This is a genomic window from Pseudomonas sp. A-RE-19, from assembly GCF_019956555.1.
Lineage (GTDB): Bacteria > Pseudomonadota > Gammaproteobacteria > Pseudomonadales > Pseudomonadaceae > Aquipseudomonas.
In genome coordinates this window covers 253,156-272,450 of record NZ_JAHBDQ010000022.1, presented here as the reverse complement: position 1 = coordinate 272,450, position 19,295 = coordinate 253,156, and the positions used below count along the sequence as shown (strand labels likewise).

Genomic DNA, 19,295 nt, shown 5'->3' with positions numbered 1-19,295 from the left:
TCTGAACAGGTAGACAATGTGAGTCAATTTTTCCAGATTCATCCGGAAAACCCGCAAGCACGCCTGATCAAACAGGCTGTCGAGATCATCCGCAGCGGCGGGGTGGTGATTTATCCCACAGACTCGTCCTACGCCATTGGTTGCCAGATCGGCGACAAGAACGCCGTGGAACGCGTGCGCCGGCTGCGTCAGCTGGATGAGAAGCACAATTTCGCGCTGATTTGCAGCGACCTGTCGCAGTTGGGGCTGTTTGCCAAGATCGACACCGGCACCTTCCGTTTGCTCAAGGCTCACTTGCCAGGGCCTTACACCTTCATTCTCAACGCCACCCGCGAAGTCCCGCGGTTGTTGCTGCATCCGAAAAAACGCACCATTGGCCTGCGCGTGCCGAGTCATCCGATTGCCCTGGCGCTGCTGGAAGAACTTGGCGAGCCGCTGATGAGCGTGACCCTGATCATGCCCGGCGACACCGACCCGTTGACCGATCCCTACGAAATGCGTCAGTTGCTGGAACATCAGGTGGACCTGATCATTGACGGCGGTTTCGGCGGGATCAAGGCCTCCACCGTGATCAACCTCGCCGACGGCGAGCCGGAAGTCATCCGCGTCGGTTGCGGCGATCCTGCGCCCTTCATGGCCGAGGCCTAGATGTCTGCAGTAGAACCCGTCGACAGCCAGGCCGGAGCCCAGCAAGAACTGCCTTTCGCCATGGTCTATGGCCAGGCGGTCATGGAAATGCCGCTGGACCTGTACATCCCGCCGGATGCGCTCGAGGTTTTTCTCGAGGCCTTCGAAGGCCCGCTCGACCTGCTGCTGTACCTGATCCGCAAACAGAACATCAACATCCTCGACATCCCGGTGGCGGAAATCACCCGTCAGTACATGGGCTATGTCGAGTTGATGCAGTCGGTGCGCCTGGAGTTGGCCGCCGAGTACCTGGTGATGGCCGCGATGCTCGCCGAGATCAAATCGCGGATGCTGCTGCCACGGGCCGAAACGATTGAAGATGAAGAAGACGACCCCCGCGCCGAACTGATCCGTCGTCTGCAGGAATACGAACGCTTCAAGGCTGCCGCCGAAGGCATTGATGGCCTGAGCCGCGTGGGCCGTGACGTGGTGGTGCCCAAGCTCGATGCCCCGGAGGCACGAGCGCGCAAGCTGTTGCCGGATGTGCGTCTGGCAGAGTTGCTGATGTCCATGGCCGAGGTCCTGCGCCGCGGCGACATGTTCGAAAGCCACCAGGTCAGTCGCGAGGCATTGTCCACCCGCGAGCGTATGAGCGATGTGCTGGAGCGACTCAAGGGCGGCGGTTTTGTACCCTTTGTCGAGTTGTTCACCGCCGAAGAAGGGCGCCTGGGGGTGGTGGTGACCTTTATGGCGATCCTCGAACTGGTCAAGGAATCCTTGGTCGAGCTGGTGCAGAATGAGCCGTTCGCGGCGATCCATGTCCGGGCCCGAGCCGAATAACGAGTTGAATCATGAACCTGACTGAACCCCGCGAGCTGGCGCCATTGCTTGAAGCCTTTCTGTTGGCCTCGGGAAAACCGCAATCGCTTGAACGCCTGTTCGAACTCTTCGAGGAAGGCGAGCGGCCCGAGCCGCCTGTTTTCAAGAAGGCGCTGACGATTCTGGCCAAATCCTGCGATGGCCGTGCTTTCGAGTTGAAGGAAGTCGCCTCCGGGTATCGCCTGCAGATTCGCGAAAAGTTCGCGCCGTGGGTCGGTCGCTTGTGGGAAGAGCGGCCGCAACGCTATTCCCGCGCCATGCTCGAAACCATGGCGCTGATCGCCTATCGCCAGCCGATCACCCGGGGCGAAATCGAAGACGTGCGCGGCGTAGCCGTCAACAGCCACATCGTCAAAACCCTGCTGGAACGTGAGTGGATCCGCATCGTCGGTTACCGCGACGTACCCGGCAAGCCAGCGATGTTCGCCACCACCAAGGCCTTTCTCGACCACTTCAACCTGAAGAATCTCGACGACCTGCCGCCGCTCGCCGAGCTGCGTGAGCTGGAACCTGATCCTGTCCTCGATTTCGACGACGCGCCGGTGCCGCAAGGCTTGCAGGACCTGGCCGACGCCAGCGCCGAGCCGGAAGAACCGAAGGAAGAAACCAGTTTCCACACGCTGTTGCTGGAACTGGACACCATGGAAGAGGGGCTCAAGACCGATTTCGATGATTTGTTGCGCGATGGCGAGTTGACCGAAGCAGGAGGGGAGTTGGCTCAACCCGAACCTGAAACCGAAGTTGAACCTCAGGTCGAGACTGAAGCCGAAGTCGAACCAGAACCAGAACCAGAACCAGAACCAGAACCAGAACAGGAAGATGACATTCTTGGCGTGGCCGAAGCGCGGGAAAAACTCCTGGCCGCTGTAGCCGCGCTGGAACGGCCGAAACCTGAGCTCAGCGATGAAGAAGCCGAAGCTCAAGCCCTCGCCGAAGCGATCGAAAACGAACGCCGCCTGCTCGAAGACTGACACGAACCCGATGTGGGAGATTCTATGTTGCGGCGCAACCTTGCCTTCAGGTGCCGTTCTTGAGCAACTGGCTGAACGCCTCCAGCTCACTTTTCTCCAGATCGGAAACCAGCACGAATCGCATGTGGTTTTCTTGCCAGAACACGACGTTGAAGCCGCGGACCGTCTGACTCTGCCGTGGCTTATCCGCCTCCTGCGTGGGCAGGATAAACACATTGATAATGTGCTTGGCGCGCCCGTAACTCAGGGCCGCCGTGGTCTGATGTTGCAGGTAATCCAACCGTCCACCCAACAATGGAAAGCCCTGCGCCGAGTAATCGAATACCGGCGGCGAAAAGTCGAGCTTGCCGGTGAACCAAGGCTTCACTGTATGGCGGTCGGACGAAACCACATCGTTCAGATGTTCACCCATCAACGAGCGGACATGGCTGGAGACCGCCTCATCCATCAACGGCTGTTCGCTGGCTGGCGTGACGACATACAGCATCACTGCCAAGGCCAGCGCTGTCGCTGAAAAAACAGGCGCGAACCATTTTCGCCAACGTTCCACTGCACGGGTTTGTGGCGCAACAGGGGCTAAAAGGTTGGCAGTCAACGACGTTGGTGCCGGGTAGTACGGCGCGTGTCGCTTCACGCTTACCTTCAGTAGCCGCGCCTGATCATGCAACCGCGCGCATTGGGCACATACGGCCAAATGCCCGGCGATCCGGGCAGCCATCACCGTATCCAGTTCCTTGTCCAGATAGCCATGAACCAGCGTCTGGCAAGCCGTGCAGTCGAGTTCATTCATGATCATGCAACTTCAGTAGTTCGAGCTTGAGCATGGCGCGAGCCCGGGCCAGTCTCGACATGACGGTGCCGATGGGGATATCGGCCACCAAGGCGATGTCCTTGTAGGGCATGTCTTCGAGCTCCTTCAGAATAATCACCTCGCGAAATATTGGCGGCAGGGCGCACAGGGCTTGCTGGACAAGGGCCGCGTTTTCCGTGTGAATGGCCAGCAACTCCGGGGTTTGGCCGTGACTCAACGCGGCATCGTCTTCGGGCAGTTCATCGCCGATAGCCACCCAGCGGTGGCCGGCCGAGGCCTTGAGCCAGGTGTAGCTTTCGTTACGCACGATGGTCAGAAACCAGGCCTTGGCATTGCCGTCGGCAAAACGGTGCAAGAATCTGATCGCCCGCAGGGCGCTTTCCTGCACGACGTCGCGCGCGGCGCTGTCGTTACCGGTGAGCCAGCGCGCGAGGTTGTAGGCGGCATCCATGTGGGGCGCAAACAAGTCCTCAAATCGCTTCATAGTGATTCCCGTAACGTCCCACCCCTATAACCGTCATTTGCTGTGTTTTATTCCCGGGGAAAAAAATAATTTTCCGACGTGGAATAAAGACTCGTCCCGCAAGGTTGTATCTCGTGTCAGCTACATCACTGTAGTCCGCTAGCGAGGGCACACCGATGGACATTCATTCAAAACACGAACGACGCACCGACGGTCCGCTGAACCCCGACCGCCGGACTCTGCTCAAGTGCTCCGCGTGGGCCGGAGCCGGCGTGATCTGGGCCTTGAGCGGCGGCGTTCCGCGGGCTTTTGCGTTGGACGATTCCGGCAACGTCTCCGACCCCAAAGCGCTGGCCAGCACCTTCCACTTTGTGCAGATCAGCGACTCGCATATCGGTTTCAATAAGGAGGCCAACCCGGAACCGTCGAAGACCTTGCAGGTGGCCATCGACAAAGTCATCGCATTACCGAAACGGCCGTCGTTGATCCTGCATACCGGCGATATCACCCACCTGTCGAAACCGGAAGAGTTCGATACTGCCGCGCAACTGCTCAAGGGCCTCCCGTCCACCGTGCACTACGTGCCGGGCGAGCACGACACCCTCGACGAGGGCGGCGGCAAGCTCTATCTGGAGCGTTACGGCAAGGGCACCAAAGGCAATGGCTGGTACAGCTTCGATGACCACGGCGTGCATTTCATCGGGCTGGTGAATGTCTTCAACTTCCAGGCTGGCCATGAAGCGACGCTTGGCGCCGATCAACTGGCATGGCTGAACGATGACTTGCGCGCCGTGACGAGCAGCACGCCAATCGTTGTGTTTACCCATATTCCGTTGTGGACGATTTATCAGCCGTGGGGTTGGGGCACCGAGGATGGCGACCAGGCGATTGCCATGCTGCGCAAGTACGGTTCGGTGACGGTGTTGAACGGGCATATCCATCAGGTCATCCAGAAGGTCGAAGGCAATATCACCTTCCACACCGCCCGCGGCACGGCCTATCCGCAACCCGCACCGGGTGCGGCGTCGGCACCGGGGCCGATGACGGTGGCGGCTGATCAACTGCGCAATTATCTAGGGATCACCGATGTGCGAGCGACGCAGGGTGCGCATCCGCTGGCACTGATCGATTCGACACTGGTTTAGTGGAGGGGCTCTGATGAATACGCGACTGTTGGCTGTTGTCTGCCTGATGCTGTCGATGCCGGTATGGGCTCAGGAGGTGAAAATCGATATCAAGGAGTTTCTGTTCAGACCCAAGGATTTGACCGTGGTCGTGGGCACCAAAGTGACGTGGGTGAACGACGACCAGGTTCCGCATACGGTGGCGGAAACCCACAAGGTGTTTCGCTCTGGGGCGCTGGATACCCATGACAGTTTTTCCTGGGTGTTCAACACACCGGGGGAGTTTGAGTATTTTTGTGCGCTGCATCCGCAGATGATCGGGAAGATTGTGGTCAGCCAGTGATGCCGCAAGAAACTTGCGATAGATCGAACTGAAGAAACCCTGACCCCATTGTGGGAGCGAGCCGGCTCGCTGCCACATGGGTTCGGTGTCTGGTTGATCGAACCCGGCACCGCCGGTCGGCGGAAAATCAAGTAAGTCTCCATTGATCAGCTAGTCTCTGATGCGCGAACGTCTCCATGAGCGTATGATTCGCGACCCTCGAGCGATCCCTTCGCCAAGTACACAGATTTACAACGCTTCAGGATCCTCAATCCAGAGCATCCTGAACAGACCACACCGGGAGGTGCCCAGATGAGTATCAACGACCAGAAAGACGACCAGGAAATCGGCCCAGCAGGCGAAAAACTGCAGAAAGTCCTCGCCCGTATCGGCGTCGGCTCGCGCCGTGACGTAGAGGCCTGGATCAGCCACGGCCGGATCAAGGTCAATGGCAAAGACGCCACCCTTGGTCAGCGCGTCGACATGCACGACGCCATCACCATCGATGGCAAGGTGATCAAGCGCGAAGAAGCCGCCGAGTCGGTACGCCGCGTGATCATGTACAACAAGCCCGACGGCGAAATCTGCACCCGTGTCGACCCGGAAGGCCGTCCGACCGTGTTCGACAAGATGCCGCGCCCGAAAGAAGGTCGCTGGATCAACATCGGTCGTCTGGACATCAACACCACCGGTCTGCTGATGTTCACCACTGACGGTGAACTGGCCAACCGCCTGATGCACCCTTCCTACGAAATGGACCGTGAATACGCGGTACGTGTACGTGGCGAAGTCGATGACGAGATGATCGAGCGTCTGAAAGCGGGCGTCGTCCTCGAAGACGGCCCGGCCAAGTTCACCGACATCAAACAGGCACCGGGTGGCGAAGGTTTCAACCACTGGTACCACTGCGTGGTGATGGAAGGTCGTAACCGCGAAGTCCGTCGTCTGTGGGAATCCCAGGGCCTGGTGGTCAGCCGCCTGAAGCGCGTGCGTTTCGGTCCGGTGTTCCTCAACTCCGACCTGCCGATGGGCCGCTGGCGCGAAATGAGCCAGTACGAAGTCGACATTCTGAGTGCCGAGGTCGGCCTGACGCCGGTGGCGATGCCGCAAATGAACGCCAAGAGCAAGGACAAGCTTGATCGGATGCAGCGTAAATCGTCGCGTCCAATGGGCAAGACCGAGCGCGTACGGACCCTGCGTCCAGCCGCCGGCGCTCCATCTGCCAGCCCGCGTCCAGCCCGCGAACCGCAGATCGAAGGCGAGCGCCCGGCCCGCAAGCCAGCACCGCGTCAGGACGGCGAACGCGGTCCACGCACGCCGCGTCCGGCCAACGGTCGCACTGAGCGTGGCGAAGGCCGTGGTGCTCCGTCCGGTGGTCGTAGCGATCGCGGCGCGCCTGCCGGTCGTGGTACGCCCGTGGCAGACCGCCCGGCCGACACCAAGCGCCCGGCCAAGCCCGCGCCGAAGAAACGCCCAGGCATCGTGCTGGTTGATCGTGACGCGCCATCGGGCAAGCGTCGCGGCGCGCCAGCCGGTTCCGGCCAGCGTCCGGGCTTCGGTCGTCGCAAGCCTGAGTAATCGGTAAGCGCTCCATGAAAAACGCCATCCTTCGAGGATGGCGTTTTTTTTGGGGGGCTGTCTTTAGTTTTGTGGTGTTTGTGAGTCCGTCATCGCGAGCAGGCTCGCTCCCACATTCGATCGCATTTTTCCCCTGAGAACTCGGTCCACTGTGGGAGCGAGCCTGCTCGCGATGATGCCGGTGGCGGCGCCGCCAATTCCGGTCTAGAAAACAAACCGTCCGTTAAACACCGGCTCATCATCCAGCGCCAACACGCCACTGGAGAAGATCAGGTCCAGGTGATGGCTACCCTTGGCGCCACCGCCCAGCCCCAGGTGCAAGCCGCAATGGCGCTCCTCGAATCCGGCATTGCGCGCATACAGATTTTTCACGCCTTCGTTGGTGCCGATCCCCAACTCCTCGATTCGCCGATTGGATGGATTGGCGTCCAGGTACTTGTTGAAGTCATGTTCCAGCCCCGGCACATCGGTGGCGATTTTGCTGATGGTCGAGTTCTCGATCCACAACTCCAGCGGTGATGCCAGCACGCCGTACTTGCGGGCAAACGGAATCGTGCCGAGGAACGTCCCCATAAACTTCACCCGGCCATTAATGGCCTCGCTGTGAGTGGCGATCTCACCGGGTGCCAGATCGAAGTTGCCGACACCATTGATGTCGGTCCACTTCTTGATGCTGCTTAGCGGTGTTTCGAACCACGAGCCGTGATCATCTTTGAAACTCAGGGTGGTGGCGTGGGACATGCGCTGGATCAAGTGGCTGTTCAACCCGGCAATTCGCTGCGGGGTGACACTGAAGGTGTCGTAGAAGTAATCGCCATAATCCTTGAACAGCAGCGACTTTTTCCAGTTCTGCGCCATCACGCCTTGCAGCGCACGGACAAAGTCCGGGCCCTCGGGACGCGGGTTGGGCAGGGTGGAAGAGTCGTAGAAGAAAATGTACAGATCGCTGTCGGTAATCGCCTGGGTCAGCAATTCGGTGGGTTCGAGGTCCAGACGCATCATGCTGAAGCTGAACCGTGGGCTGTTACCGGCCTGTTCGGCGATGGCGCCGGTCAGTGCCTCGTAATCAGCGGTGTGGCCGAGCAAGACCTTCGCCGGGTTGATGCCGGCAACGGCAGGGTGATGTTCGAGGTAGTAAAGGAAATGCGAGATGGCGCGCTGCTTATCCATGTAATCCTCCCTGACAAACCGAGAAAGTGGCAGGCGCGACCGGCCGGATCGTGCCTGCCGGGATGTCTTATAGAGGCCACATCGCCGTGCCGAACGGAACGACCGCGTCGGCTTGCATCATTTCGACGGCGGCATCATGGGTCGGTGCTTCAAACCAATCGTCCAGTTGCAGTTCAGTGTCCAAGTCTTTGTCCAGTGCTTGCATGGTGAATCTCCTAGATGACTTCTTTGGTAAGAACAGCTTCGGTAAGAACACTTTTGATAAGAGCAGTGGCGTGCTTTTCACTCGTTGAAGAGCGCGTCAACGTGCCGGTCGATGCGGCTCGGCAAGTCGCTGAAAACCTAGTTCACGGGGTTTTAAAATGCAAAAAAATAGTTAAACAATTTTCATTTGAACTATTTATTCCATTTTTTGAAAGCCCATTTTCTTAATAAAAAACAGAAAACTAAGTCGGATATTTGCTTAGGAAGCTTCCTATCGTCAATTTACAGTCAGCCGCCCCCTGGATCTGATTTGGAAAACTTGCGTTACGCCTTGTCAATAAAACGTTACGAAAACCCGTCTCAAACCCCATGGAATGCTGCTGAGGAAAGGTCTGTAAGGAAAACCTGCCGTCCGCCGACGACTGGGTGGCATTCAAGGGCTCTGGCACGCTTGTTTCAGCAGCGTATGAAGGGTGAGATGCGCCCCATGCCTGTCGTGCAGGTGCATAACAAGAAGGAGGCGCAATGAACGCCGTGACTCATCTCCATCTCCCCCTGAAGGGCGATTTTTACGCTGCCCTTATCGATGACCTGCAAAGGTCTGACTCAATTTTTGCAGCCGCCCGAGGCTCTCGAGGCGGACACAGGCAATCCCGGCAACCGACACGCTGATCCAGTGGTGTCTGGCAGCAGGGGGTTACAGGTGTACAATGCGCCGCGTTTTAACTGTGACCCTCTGCGCAACAGCGCAAACCTCAAGGCCACCCGCCTTGTTCACTCCGCCGCGTCACGAGCGTGTCGGGTTCGATTTCGTCACAGATAAAAACAAACAGGTGACGCATGACTGTCGTAAAAACGCTGAACTCCTGGTGCCTGCGCTGGGGTTTGATCGGCGCTGCTTGAAATCGCAACCGAGCAGCAACGTCTACCGAACATCATCAAACCTTGCGTGAGACCCTTTTCATGAGTGGACAAAACTCGCATTCAGGCGAGCTTAAACGCGGCCTGAAAAATCGTCATATTCAACTGATCGCCCTTGGTGGCGCGATCGGTACCGGGTTGTTCCTCGGCTCGGCCGGCGTGCTCAAATCCGCCGGCCCGTCGATGATTCTCGGCTACGCCATTTGCGGCTTCATCGCTTTCATGATCATGCGCCAACTGGGCGAAATGATTGTCGAAGAGCCAGTGGCCGGCTCCTTCAGCCACTTCGCCCACAAATACTGGGGCGGTTTTGCCGGCTTCCTGTCGGGCTGGAACTGCTGGATTCTGTACATTCTGGTGGGCATGTCGGAGCTGACCGCCGTCGGCAAATACATCCATTACTGGGCGCCGGATATCCCGACCTGGGTCTCGGCAGCCGGGTTCTTCGTATTGATCAACCTGATCAACCTGGCCAATGTCAAAGTCTTCGGTGAGGCCGAGTTCTGGTTCGCGATCATCAAGGTCGTGGCGATTGTCGGCATGATTGCCCTGGGCAGCTACTTGTTGGTCAGCGGCCACGGCGGCCCGCAAGCCTCGGTGACCAACCTGTGGTCCCACGGCGGCTTCTTCCCGAACGGTGTCAGCGGTCTGGTGATGGCCATGGCGATCATCATGTTCTCGTTTGGCGGCCTGGAAATGCTCGGTTTCACCGCCGCTGAAGCCGACAAACCGAAAACCGTGATCCCGAAAGCCATCAACCAGGTGATCTACCGGATTTTGATTTTCTACATCGGTGCGCTGGTGGTCCTGCTGTCGCTGACGCCTTGGGACAGTCTGCTGGCCACCCTGAATGCTTCCGGCGACGCGTATAGCGGCAGCCCGTTCGTACAAGTGTTCTCGATGCTCGGCAGCAACACCGCCGCGCACATCCTCAACTTCGTGGTCCTGACCGCGGCGCTGTCGGTGTACAACAGCGGCACCTACTGCAACAGCCGTATGCTGCTGGGCATGGCCGAGCAGGGCGATGCGCCGAAGGCCCTGTCGAAGATCGACAAGCGTGGCGTGCCGGTGCGTTCGATCCTGGCATCGGCCGCTGTGACGTTGATCGCGGTGTTGCTGAACTACCTGATTCCGCAAAACGCGCTGGAACTGTTGATGTCGCTGGTGGTAGCCACCCTGGTGATCAACTGGGCGATGATCAGTTTCTCGCACTTCAAGTTCCGTCAGCACATGAACAAGACCAAACAGACGCCGTTGTTCAAGGCCCTGTGGTACCCGTACGGGAACTACATCTGCCTGGCGTTCGTGGCGTTCATCCTCGGCGTGATGCTGCTGATCCCGGGTATCCAGATCTCGGTGTACGCGATTCCGGTGTGGGTCGCGTTCATGTGGGTCTGCTACGGCATCAAGAACAAGCGTAGCGCCCAGCAGGCGTTGCAGGCTGCAGTGAAATAACGCAGCGTGCAGAAACAACAAACCCGGCCATGTGCCGGGTTTGTTGTTTCTGCTGTATGACTTTTGGATTGTACTGAAGTCTTGTTCCTACATGATCATTCGCTGTTTACTACAGTAATTTCGGAAAAATTGAAAAGCAGAAAGAGCTTCGTTAATTCAGAAGTAGCCTACAACCTGTCGGTTGCTTTTTGTCATAGGCTGGCGCTCCCAATGCATAAGGAGTGGTTATGGCCAGTCACAGCTACATGACTATTACCGGTAAGCGTCAAGGTTTGATTTCCGCTGGCTGCTCCGGTCAAAGCTCCATCGGTAATAAATGTCAGTCCGGCCATCAGGACGAAATAATGGTGTTGGCTTACTTGCACGATATGCTGACGGGAAATGACGGTACCATGGCCGGTGGTCGCGGCAAGCATATGCCGGTCATGATCACCAAGGCTATCGATAAATCTTCACCTCTGTTGGCGAGCGCGTTGCATGAGCGTGAAGAAGTGGAGTGCATTATCAATTTTTACCGCACCGCAACAACTGGAGGGCAGGAGCGATATTATTCAATCCATCTCACTGGCGCGCGCATCGCGCATATCAGTCAACAAGTTCCTCATGCTATTCGTATGAATGATGCAGAGCCGCAAGAACAGGTGTCCATTCGTTATAGAAACATTGCCTGGGCGCACGTTCCTGGGGCAACGAGTGCATACAGTACTTGGGCGAATGAAGATGAATGAAACTTCGTGCGATATTCACGATGTGACTAGAGCCGCCTCTGATCTGGTTGCGGTTGGATGCAACATCGGCATGACGCATCTTTCTGACGGTTTTACACGGTTGCGATTCAGTTCGATTATTTCTGCCTACGCCAATGAGGTGATCCAAGCCGTTGATGAGGGGGTAATCAGCGCGTGGCAAGGGGTTCAGGAGCTCATAAGCGAGTACGAAGAGCTATCGTCAAAGGCACGTTTTTACCTGCAGAATGGTGTTGGTGTGGCGGCGGGCGTCATGCAGGTTAGAGCGGGGGTTGCGGCTACTGCAATTCCTGGAGGAATTGGCGTCATACCGGGCGGGTTTTTAATCAGCCACGGCACTAATAATATTTATGAGGGGGTAGGGAATATCTATAACGGCCCTGATGTGCCGGGTACGATTGGACCACTTAGGTATATGTATCGGGCCGTGATTAAGGATGATTATCAGGCTGATATGGTTTATTACTCTCTAGACTTGATTTTGTCTGGCTACGGAATGTATAGGAAAATTCCAAAGTATGGCGCGTTCGAGCTATTCAGGCATGATCCGATTAATTATGAAAGGGCTTATCACCAAACGGGAAAGTTGGCTTTGGCTCTGGAAGCCTTGGTCGATTCGTTTACCATAAATACCATGCTTCTACAGTTTCGGGGTAGGTGATTGGTGGGGCAAGTTATTTATGCGTGCCCCCGCAACCTCGGAATATAGAAGCGCAAGCCAAAAAAGACGATGATGGCATATGTTGTCAGGTAGGCGATGTATAGATGCTTTCCCTCCAAGGGAATCACTTCAGTTATGCACCATACAACAACGGCCGCGGGTAGGCCGGAGCAACCTAATACCAAGCATGTTACGGAAAAATAATAGCGAATGTTTTCGAGGGTCATTGCAATCATATCCTTTTGATTTTGGTTGTCAGATTAGTACAACCATTTCAGATAAGGCAACTCCCATTTCAATTACAAGACCCACGGCGGGAAAGATATCGCAGCAATCTACCGCTATCAAAATCGTCATTCGCGGTATCCTGAACACCCTGATACCGGACCTATTTCCATGCTGGTAATTTCCAACAACGTGCATCTGCCAGACGCCGAGATCGAATTGACCGCCATTCGCGCCCAGGGCGCCGGTGGGCAGAACGTCAATAAAGTCTCCAGCGCCGTGCACCTGCGCTTCGACATTCCGGCCTCGTCCTTGCCCGAGTTCTACAAGGAACGGCTGCTGGCGTTGCGCGACAGTCGCATCACCAGCGAAGGCGTGTTGATCATCAAGGCCCAGCAATACCGTACGCAGGAGCAGAACCGCGCCGATGCATTGGAGCGCCTGACCGAGTTGATCCTCAGCGCCACCAAAGTGGAAAAGAAACGCCGCCCGACCAAGCCGACCCTCGGGTCGAAGAAGCGTCGGCTCGAATCCAAAACCAAGCGCGGCAGCATCAAGGCCGGGCGGGGCAAGGTGGATTTCTAACGGGCGTTGCGTTCTTCGCGGTGCTTTTCATTAAGGTGCTTTGGCGCTTGCCGGTACAAATAGATGCTCAGTGCCAAGCCACTCAGCGCGGCCAATGCGGCAAACAGGAAGATCGAAGCAAAACCGAACCCCGCCGCAATCGCACCGGCCAATGGCCCGGTAATCCCCAGCGACAAATCGATAAACAGTGAATAAGCCCCGACTGCCGCGCCACGGCTGGAGGCGGGCACCAGGTTGACCGCTTCCACGCCCAAGGCCGGGAACACCAACGAGAAACCGAAACCGCTCAGCGCCGCACCGGCCAGTGCCCAATGGGCATCCGGTGCCAGCCACAGCAGCAACAGCCCGAGGGTTTCCACCGAGAGGCAGGCAATCGCCACGCGAAAACCGCCGAGGCGGTTGATCAGGTTGCCGAACAGCAATCGCGCGCCAATGAAGCTGGCCCCGAACAGGCTCAGGCACAGCACCGCGTTGGACCAATGCTGAGTGGCGTAATACAGCGTGATGAATGTGGCGATGGTGCCAAAGCCGATGGAGCCCAGCGCCAGGCCGCAGCCATGAGGGAACACCCGTCCCAGCACGTGCATGAACGGCAAACGTTCACCCGCGACAATCGGTGCCGCGGTTTTCGGCCAAGCCAGTGCCACGCCCAGCACGGCCAGCAGCACGATGCTCACGCCCATGCTCCACAAGCCCAATTGACTCACCAGCAGCACCCCCAGCGGCGCGCCGACCGCCAGCGCGCCGTAACTGGCGATGCCGTTCCAGGAGATGACCTTGGCGGTGTTCGCCGCGCCGACCCGACCGATGCCCCAGCCGATCGACCCGGAGCCGACCAGACTTTCCGCGCTGCCGAGCACCAGTCGGCCGATCAACAGGCTGATCAGGCTCAACGTGGGCAGGCTTTGCGTCCAGGCCGAAATCAGCATGAACACGCCACTCAAACCGCAGCCGGCGAGGCCGTACATCACCGCCAGTTTGCTGCCCTTATTATCGATGATGCGCCCGGCGTAAGGGCGGCTGAGCAGGGTGGCCAGGTATTGCACGCTGATCACCAGCCCGGCGATCACGGCGCCGAAACCGAGGTCGCTGTGGACGTAGCCGGGCAATACGGCCAGGGGAATGCCGATATTCAGGTAACCGATGAACGTGAACAGGACGATGGAAACGACTTGCAGCGTGACCGCCAGGGGGCGCTGGGTTTCTGACATGGGTAAAGATCCACGGGGCAGCAGGATAGATAGGCTGCTTATGATAACGGCGCGGGCGGTTGCGGGTCGTGAAAAAGTAAAACTATTTGCCGTGCGGGGATAATCAGGATTTTGCGGGGGCAACCAGTTGCGTCGTGACCAGGGCGGCCAGAGCGTTTTCTTCACTGCCGAAGCGGGCCAGCAGAGCGGCCTGTTTCTCGGGGGGAAGGCGGTTCCAGATCTCGATCATCTTCTCGGCGGTGCCGATCAGGACGCTGGCCTGAGCTTCGTTGAATGTGATGCTGGATTCATCGGTCATGGGAACGCTCGAGGTTCAGGCGGTGTGGAAAGCGCATATTAGCGCTTTCCACACGGTCTGGTCGTGCAGGTATCAGTCTTCGCTGTCGGCCTGGCGGCGTTCAGGTGCTTCTTTCGTCTCGGGCTGTTGGGCACCGGCTTGTTGCGTGGTTGTCTGCTCAGTTTCGTGCAGGCTTGGGAAGGGGAGATTAGGGATCTCGTGCATGTTCGCGCTCCTCGCTAAGTCTGTTGATAGATCTGGTAGATCCGCGCTTTCTAAAAAGCCTGGGCAGGATACAGCAGGAGAAATGACAAAAAGACTTTTATATCCAATTGTTACGACGGATGGGATTGTCTAGACAGGTCTGTGTAGGCGCTGGTGTAGCCTGCGATCTTTTGGGGGGTATTGGAGATCAAGATCAAAAGATCGCAGCCTTCGGCAGCTCCTACAGGAGATTGCATTTCAAATGTGGGAGCGAGCCTGCTCGCGATAGCGGCGGCACATTCAGCATCAATGTGACTGAAAAATCGCTATCGCGAGCAGGCTCGCTCCCACAGGGGGGCTTGCAGGTATTTGAGGGGTTACTTGCAGGCGTCAGCGATAGCTTCGGCCAGCAAATCCAGACGCGTAGCGTCGATCCCGGCAACGTTCGCCCGGCCTGAGCTGACCATGTACACGCTGTGATGCTCGCGCAGTTGCCTGACCTGCTCCGGCGACAAACCGGTGTAGGAAAACATCCCGCGTTGCACGCCAATGTGCGCAAAGCGCTCGCGCAAGCCATGGGGTTCAAGCGCTTCGACCAGGCCGCTGCGCAACTGGGCGATGCGCAAACGCATGGCTTCCACTTCGTCGGCCCAGCGGCTTTTCAGCTCTGGATCGCCGAGGATGGTCGCGACCACGGCGGCGCCATGATCCGGTGGCGTCGACCACAGGTTACGGGCGATGTTGGCCAGTTGGCTGCGGATGTCCACCAGCTTGTCGGCGGTTTGCGCACAGACAATCAGCGCGCCAGTACGGTCGCGGTACAGGCCGAAGTTTTTCGAGCAGGAACTGGTGATCAGCACTTCCGGCAACTCGGCGGCGAACAGCCGGGTCGACCAGGCATCTTGCTCCAGTCCGTCGCCAAAGCCCTGATAGGCGAAGTCGATCAGTGGCAGCAAATCACGGCTGCGCACCACGTCCAGCACCCGGCGCCAATCGTCATGGGACAGGTCGAAACCGGTCGGGTTGTGGCAGCAGGCGTGCAGCAGCACCACATCGCCCTTGGGGGCTTCATTGAGCACCGCCAGCATCGCGTCCACATCCAGACGGTTATCACTGCCCACGTACGGGTAGTGACTGACCTTGACCCCGGCTGCCGCGAAGATGGTTTCGTGGATCGGCCAGGTCGGGTTGCTCAACCACACGCCACGGCCCGGCAGGCATTGGGCGATGAAGTCGGCGCTCAAGCGCAGCGCGCCAGTGCCGCCCGGTGTTTGAGTGGCGCCGGCCCGTTGTTCGACGATCAGCGCCGAATCAGCGCCAAGCACCAACTCGTTGATGACCTTGCCGAACGCTACATTGCCGTGGCCGCCGATGTAGGTCTTGGTGGATTGACGATCCACCAAGTGCTGCTCGGCGAGCTTCACCGCCTCGGGGATTGGTGTCAGGCCCTGGGCGTCTTTGTAGACACCCACGCCAAGGTCGAATTTGCGCGGGTTAGGGTCCAGCGCATAGGCCTCCATCAGGCCGAGAATCGGGTCGCCGGGTACTCGACCGATGGCGTCGAAATGCATTATTTGCGGCCCTCGGCGTTCTTGGCCACTTCGTCGGTGCGCGCGGCCATGATGAAGTCGTTGCGGTGCAGGCCCTTGATGGAGTGGCTCCACCAGGTCACGGTGACTTTGCCCCACTCGGTCAGCAGGCCTGGGTGGTGGCCTTCGGCCTCGGAGATTTCGCCGACGGCGTTGGTGAACGCCAGCGCGTGTTTGAAGTTCTTGAACAGGAAAACTTTTTCCAGCTGCATCACACCGTCGCGGACTTCGATGTTCCAGTCAGGGATCTGCTTGATCAGGATCGGCAATTCTTCGTCGCTGACTTGAGGGGCATCGGCGCGGCAGGCTTCGCAATGGGCTTGGTTCAATGTGGACATGATGTGTTCCTGAAATCGAGTGTTTTGAAAAACGGTCGTCAGTGGGACCACGCTAAAGCAAAGCGGCGATCCGTAACAGACTCACTTGATGCCAAAAGGCGCGGGTCACGCCGCTTTTGGCGGAAATTTCGGCGCATGCAACCCCAGCTGCATACCTTGTTTGACCATGCCCATGATGTCTTCGTGGGCCAGGTCGAACAGGCGCTTGAGGTTCGGCAAGACAAAGTACAGCGGTTGCAGAATGTCGATGCGGTACGGCGTACGCATGCATTCCAGCGGATCGAACGCCTGATGCTCAGGTTCGTTTGACAGGCAGTAAACGGTTTCTTTGGGTGAGGACAAAATACCGCCGCCGTAGATGCGCAGGCCTTGCGGCGTGTCGACCAGACCGAATTCGATGGTCATCCAGTACAGGCGCGCCAGGTACACGCGTTCTTCCTTGGAAGCCTGTAGGCCAAGTTTGCCGTAGGTGTGGGTGAATTCGGCGAACCAGGGGTTGGTCAGCAGCGGACAGTGGCCAAAGATCTCGTGGAAAATGTCCGGCTCTTGCAGGTAATCCAGCTCTTCGCGGGTACGAATAAACGTCGCCACCGGAAACTGCTTGTTCGCCAGCAATTCGAAAAAGGTCTGGAAGGGAATCAGTGCGGGGACCCGGGCAACCTGCCAGCCGGTGGTTTCACCGAGGACTTTGTTGATTTCACCGAGTTGAGGAATGCGGTCGTGGGGCAGACCGAGTTTTTCGATACCGTCCAGGTATTCCTGGCACGCACGGCCCTCGAGCACTTTCAGCTGGCGAGTGATCAGCGTGTTCCACACCGCGTGTTCTTCGGCGGGGTAGTCGATAAAACCTTGCGCATCGGGCTCGCGAGCCACGTATTGCGTCTGCTTCATGCTGCTCTCCTGCTAGGGGATTCGTTCTTGTTGTGTGTACAGCTATGGACCTAGAAATACCCCAAGGTGCGCCGTGTTGCAGCAGGTGATTCTCGTTGAAAGTAGGAAAAATCCTCTCTTTTCGTAAAGTATTCGTTACGGATTGGCTGCTGTGGCGCAAGTATTGATATTTACGGGTTTGAAATGGCTCATGGGTGTCACATAATCTTGACGACCAATTGAGCCGCTCAGTAAAAAAATACGTCCGAGTCACTGCGAATACCCCTGTGGGAGCGGGCTGCCCGCGAAAGCGTCGGCACATCCGACATTGATGTATCAGACAGTCCGCTTTCGCGAGCAAGCCCGCTCCCACAGGTTGTGCGCTCGGCATTAACCTCACTCACCGCTTTTTCGGGCCTTTATATGCGTATCAAAGTCCACTGCCAGAACCGCATCGGTATCCTGCGCGACATTCTCAACCTGCTGGTCGAGTACGGAATCAACGTCGCCCGCGGCGAAGTGGGCGGTGAGCACGGCAATGCGATCTATCTGCACTGTCCGAACCTGATCAACATTCAGTTCCAGGCGTTGCGTCCGAAGTTCGAGGCGATTGCCGGGGTATTCGGCGTCAAGCGCGTAGGGCTGATGCCCAGCGAACGTCGGCACATGGAGCTCAACGCCTTGCTCGGGGCCCTGGAGTTTCCGGTGCTGTCGATCGACATGGGCGGCTCTATCGTCGCGGCCAACCGTGCGGCGGCGCAGTTGCTCGGGGTGCGGGTGGATGAAGTGCCGGGGATTCCGCTGTCGCGGTACGCCGAGGATTTTGATTTGCCGGAGCTGGTGCGCGCCAACAAGTCGCGGATCAACGGCTTGCGGGTCAAGGTCAAGGGTGACGTGTTTCTCGCCGACATCGCGCCACTGCAATCGGAGCATGACGAAAGCGAGGCCATGGCCGGTGCGGTGTTGACGTTGCATCGCGCTGATCGGGTGGGTGAGCGCATCTATAACGTACGCAAGCAGGAATTGCGCGGCTTCGACAGTATTTTCCAGAGCTCGAAAGTGATGGCGGCTGTGGTGCGCGAAGCGCGGCGCATGGCACCGCTGGATGCGCCGCTCTTGATAGAAGGCGAAACCGGCACCGGCAAAGAGTTGTTGGCGCGGGCCTGTCACCTGGCGAGCCCGCGTGGGCAATCACCACTGATGGCGCTCAACTGCGCCGGTCTGCCGGAGTCCATGGCCGAGACCGAATTGTTTGGCTACGGCCCTGGCGCTTTCGAAGGGGCGCGGGCCGAAGGCAAGCTCGGGCTGTTGGAGCTGACGGCGGGCGGTACGTTGTTCCTCGATGGCGTCGGTGAAATGAGCCCGCGCTTGCAGGTGAAATTGCTGCGCTTTCTGCAGGACGGCTGTTTCCGTCGGGTCGGCAGCGATGAAGAGGTCTATCTGGATGTGCGGGTGATCTGCGCGACTCAAGTGGACTTGTCCGAACTGTGCGCTCGCGGTGAGTTTCGCCAGGATTTGTACCATCGCTTGAACGTGCTCTCGCTGCACATCCCGCCGTTGCGCGAATGCCTCGACGGTTTGACGCCGCTGGTGGAGCACTTCCTCGATCAGGCCAGTCGGCAGATCGGTTGCCCGTTGCCGAAACTGGCGCCGGCGGCGATGGAGCGGCTCAGTCACTACCATTGGCCGGGCAATGTGCGGCAGTTGGAAAACGTGCTGTTCCAGGCGGTATCCCTGTGCGACGGCGGCACCGTCAAAGCCGAACACATTCGACTGCCGGACTACGGCGTGCGTCAGCCGCTTGGCGATTTCTCCCTTGAGGGCGGGCTGGACGAAATTGTCGGGCGCTTCGAAAAGGCGGTGCTGGAGCGCTTGTATTCCGAGCATCCGAGCAGTCGGCAACTGGGCAAACGATTGGGGGTTTCGCATACCACCATTGCCAACAAGTTGCGTGAGTATGAGGTTGGCAAGGACAGCAGCCTTTAAGATCAAAAGATCGCAGCGTGCCGCAGCTCCTACAGGAAACCGCATTCCAAATGTAGGAGCTGCGGCACGCTGCGATCT

General features: G+C 58.1%; 22 protein-coding genes. 12 read left to right on the top strand and 10 right to left on the bottom strand.

Annotation, left to right across the window (positions count from 1 at the left end; genetic code table 11):
- The first annotated feature begins 18 nt into the window (after window positions 1-18).
- From KGB14_RS16370 to scpB, 3 genes are read left to right on the top strand one after another with little or no spacing between them, the layout of a single operon-like run.
- Window positions 19-648, top strand: a complete 630-nt coding sequence (locus KGB14_RS16370) for an L-threonylcarbamoyladenylate synthase (RefSeq protein WP_223487807.1) — start codon at window positions 19-21, stop codon at window positions 646-648.
- Window positions 649-708: 60 nt separating this feature from the next.
- Entirely contained in the window at window positions 709-1,467 is a 759-nt protein-coding gene (locus KGB14_RS16365) for a segregation and condensation protein A (RefSeq protein ID WP_223487836.1), read from the top strand.
- Between the two features lie 11 nt (window positions 1,468-1,478).
- A complete protein-coding gene (gene scpB / locus KGB14_RS16360; RefSeq protein WP_223487806.1) occupies window positions 1,479-2,477 on the top strand; it encodes an SMC-Scp complex subunit ScpB in 999 nt (332 codons plus the stop codon).
- 46 nt (window positions 2,478-2,523) lie between these two features.
- Here scpB and KGB14_RS16355 read toward each other — a convergent pair whose 3' ends face one another.
- Both KGB14_RS16355 and KGB14_RS16350 read right to left on the bottom strand, forming a co-directional pair.
- A complete protein-coding gene (locus tag KGB14_RS16355; protein ID WP_223487805.1) occupies window positions 2,524-3,267 on the bottom strand; it encodes an anti-sigma factor family protein in 744 nt (247 codons plus the stop codon).
- The gene (locus KGB14_RS16350) at window positions 3,260-3,772 is read right to left on the bottom strand and encodes a sigma-70 family RNA polymerase sigma factor (RefSeq protein ID WP_223487804.1); all 513 of its coding nucleotides are present in this window, start codon (window positions 3,770-3,772) and stop codon (window positions 3,260-3,262) included. Before KGB14_RS16350 ends, KGB14_RS16355 begins: the two co-directional genes overlap by 8 nt.
- A 155-nt stretch (window positions 3,773-3,927) precedes the next feature.
- On the opposite strand from KGB14_RS16350, the gene KGB14_RS16345 reads away from it, so the two are divergent.
- The 3 genes from KGB14_RS16345 (at window position 3,928) to rluB (ending at window position 6,775) form a co-directional block, all read left to right on the top strand.
- A complete protein-coding gene (locus KGB14_RS16345; RefSeq protein WP_223487803.1) occupies window positions 3,928-4,896 on the top strand; it encodes a metallophosphoesterase family protein in 969 nt (322 codons plus the stop codon).
- A gap of 13 nt (window positions 4,897-4,909) precedes the next feature.
- Entirely contained in the window at window positions 4,910-5,218 is a 309-nt protein-coding gene (locus KGB14_RS16340; RefSeq protein ID WP_223487802.1) for a cupredoxin family copper-binding protein, read from the top strand.
- A 291-nt stretch (window positions 5,219-5,509) separates the two neighbouring features.
- On the top strand, window positions 5,510-6,775 hold the full coding sequence (rluB, locus tag KGB14_RS16335) for a 23S rRNA pseudouridine(2605) synthase RluB (RefSeq protein WP_223487801.1): 1,266 nt from the start codon (window positions 5,510-5,512) through the stop codon (window positions 6,773-6,775).
- Window positions 6,776-6,979: 204 nt separating this feature from the next.
- Here rluB and KGB14_RS16330 read toward each other — a convergent pair whose 3' ends face one another.
- Window positions 6,980-7,945 carry a leucyl aminopeptidase gene (locus KGB14_RS16330; protein ID WP_223487800.1) on the bottom strand — a complete coding sequence of 322 codons (966 nt, stop codon included), beginning with the start codon at window positions 7,943-7,945 and terminating at the stop codon, window positions 6,980-6,982.
- A gap of 67 nt (window positions 7,946-8,012) precedes the next feature.
- Complete coding sequence (locus KGB14_RS16325; protein ID WP_038979531.1) at window positions 8,013-8,150, bottom strand: hypothetical protein; 138 nt, start codon at window positions 8,148-8,150, stop codon at window positions 8,013-8,015.
- Between the two features lie 14 nt (window positions 8,151-8,164).
- Here KGB14_RS16325 and KGB14_RS16320 point away from each other — a divergent pair, with 14 nt between their 5' ends.
- The 5 genes from KGB14_RS16320 to arfB all read left to right on the top strand — a co-directional run bounded on the left by KGB14_RS16320 (window position 8,165) and on the right by arfB (window position 12,742).
- The gene (locus KGB14_RS16320) at window positions 8,165-8,377 is read left to right on the top strand and encodes a hypothetical protein (RefSeq protein ID WP_223487799.1); all 213 of its coding nucleotides are present in this window, start codon (window positions 8,165-8,167) and stop codon (window positions 8,375-8,377) included.
- Between the two features lie 735 nt (window positions 8,378-9,112).
- A complete protein-coding gene (locus tag KGB14_RS16315; RefSeq protein WP_223487798.1) occupies window positions 9,113-10,525 on the top strand; it encodes an amino acid permease in 1,413 nt (470 codons plus the stop codon).
- A 227-nt stretch (window positions 10,526-10,752) separates the two neighbouring features.
- The gene (locus tag KGB14_RS16310; RefSeq protein WP_223487797.1) at window positions 10,753-11,253 is read left to right on the top strand and encodes an Hcp family type VI secretion system effector; all 501 of its coding nucleotides are present in this window, start codon (window positions 10,753-10,755) and stop codon (window positions 11,251-11,253) included.
- Window positions 11,246-11,932, top strand: a complete 687-nt coding sequence (locus tag KGB14_RS16305; RefSeq protein WP_223487796.1) for a DUF4225 domain-containing protein — start codon at window positions 11,246-11,248, stop codon at window positions 11,930-11,932. Before KGB14_RS16310 ends, KGB14_RS16305 begins: the two co-directional genes overlap by 8 nt.
- A gap of 396 nt (window positions 11,933-12,328) precedes the next feature.
- Entirely contained in the window at window positions 12,329-12,742 is a 414-nt protein-coding gene (gene arfB / locus KGB14_RS16300) for an alternative ribosome rescue aminoacyl-tRNA hydrolase ArfB (protein ID WP_007938537.1), read from the top strand.
- On the opposite strand, the gene KGB14_RS16295 is transcribed toward arfB, so the two are convergent.
- The 6 genes from KGB14_RS16295 to phhA form a co-directional block, all read right to left on the bottom strand.
- The gene (locus KGB14_RS16295) at window positions 12,739-13,953 is read right to left on the bottom strand and encodes an MFS transporter (protein WP_223487795.1); all 1,215 of its coding nucleotides are present in this window, start codon (window positions 13,951-13,953) and stop codon (window positions 12,739-12,741) included. The two genes, arfB and KGB14_RS16295, sit on opposite strands and share 4 nt — an antisense overlap.
- A 103-nt stretch (window positions 13,954-14,056) precedes the next feature.
- On the bottom strand, window positions 14,057-14,251 hold the full coding sequence (locus tag KGB14_RS16290; protein WP_223487794.1) for a hypothetical protein: 195 nt from the start codon (window positions 14,249-14,251) through the stop codon (window positions 14,057-14,059).
- Window positions 14,252-14,323: 72 nt separating this feature from the next.
- The gene (locus KGB14_RS28480) at window positions 14,324-14,455 is read right to left on the bottom strand and encodes a hypothetical protein (RefSeq protein ID WP_007902501.1); all 132 of its coding nucleotides are present in this window, start codon (window positions 14,453-14,455) and stop codon (window positions 14,324-14,326) included.
- 356 nt (window positions 14,456-14,811) lie between these two features.
- Window positions 14,812-16,005: an amino acid aminotransferase gene (locus tag KGB14_RS16285; protein WP_263294634.1), complete on the bottom strand. Its 1,194-nt coding sequence runs from the start codon at window positions 16,003-16,005 to the stop codon at window positions 14,812-14,814.
- On the bottom strand, window positions 16,005-16,361 hold the full coding sequence (locus KGB14_RS16280; protein WP_123495984.1) for a 4a-hydroxytetrahydrobiopterin dehydratase: 357 nt from the start codon (window positions 16,359-16,361) through the stop codon (window positions 16,005-16,007). The genes KGB14_RS16285 and KGB14_RS16280 overlap by 1 nt, the downstream gene beginning before the upstream one ends.
- A gap of 105 nt (window positions 16,362-16,466) precedes the next feature.
- Complete coding sequence (phhA, locus tag KGB14_RS16275; RefSeq protein ID WP_223487793.1) at window positions 16,467-17,252, bottom strand: phenylalanine 4-monooxygenase; 786 nt, start codon at window positions 17,250-17,252, stop codon at window positions 16,467-16,469.
- Window positions 17,253-17,654: 402 nt separating this feature from the next.
- Here phhA and KGB14_RS16270 point away from each other — a divergent pair, with 402 nt between their 5' ends.
- Window positions 17,655-19,217 (top strand): sigma-54-dependent transcriptional regulator, encoded by a 1,563-nt coding sequence (locus KGB14_RS16270; protein ID WP_223487792.1) that lies wholly within the window; start codon window positions 17,655-17,657, stop codon window positions 19,215-19,217.
- Window positions 19,218-19,295 lie beyond the last annotated feature (78 nt).